Source organism: Citrobacter sp. S55_ASV_140 (genome assembly GCF_018919505.1).
In the GTDB taxonomy this organism is placed as follows: domain Bacteria; phylum Pseudomonadota; class Gammaproteobacteria; order Enterobacterales; family Enterobacteriaceae; genus Citrobacter; species Citrobacter werkmanii.
The window spans coordinates 1-523 of sequence record NZ_JAHLQZ010000432.1 but is presented as its reverse complement, the minus strand read 5'-3'; the positions used below and the strand labels follow the sequence as shown (position 1 = coordinate 523).

Below are 523 nucleotides of genomic sequence, written 5' to 3'. Positions count from 1 at the left end.
ACGATACACCAAGTGATTTTTTCATAGCGCAGTTGTACGCTTTCTAAATGCCCGGTTCCCCGCTCGCGCCTTGAGCATGTTAAAAACGGTGTTCAAGGCATTAAACAAACTTACTTCTACTAGCCTTTACCAGTGGCAGCCATACCGCATTATCGCAGCGCGCTACGCCTAACAAGAGAAATCTTTTATCATTGCCTTCTTTAATACCGCAACCAGAGGTGCTTTATGGACAACCTTTCCTTTCTCTATTTATTGATTTTCCCGGCCAAAAAGATGATGAAAATTGGTAAAGCTAATAACATCTATAACCGCATTCAATCACTAACACGAACCTGGGGCGAAGTGGATTTTGAGCGCTCTTACCAAATTATCGTGCCGCAGTCAGAGGTTTTTAAACTAGAAAAAATGCTGCATTTTCTGTTAACCAATTACCAGACAGGCATTGATGCAGGCGATGGTTATACCGAACTGTTTACCATTGAGGCACTGGAACCTGCGATTAAGCATATTCATTATATTATTG

The 523-nt window shown here is 41.7% G+C and carries 1 protein-coding gene; it reads left to right on the top strand.

Translation table 11 applies throughout. The annotated features are described in order from the left end of the window. Nucleotides 1-273: 273 nt before the first annotated feature. A partial coding sequence (locus KQJ18_RS24375) for a GIY-YIG nuclease family protein (protein WP_216423001.1) occupies nt 274-523 on the top strand: 250 nt, incomplete at its 3' end.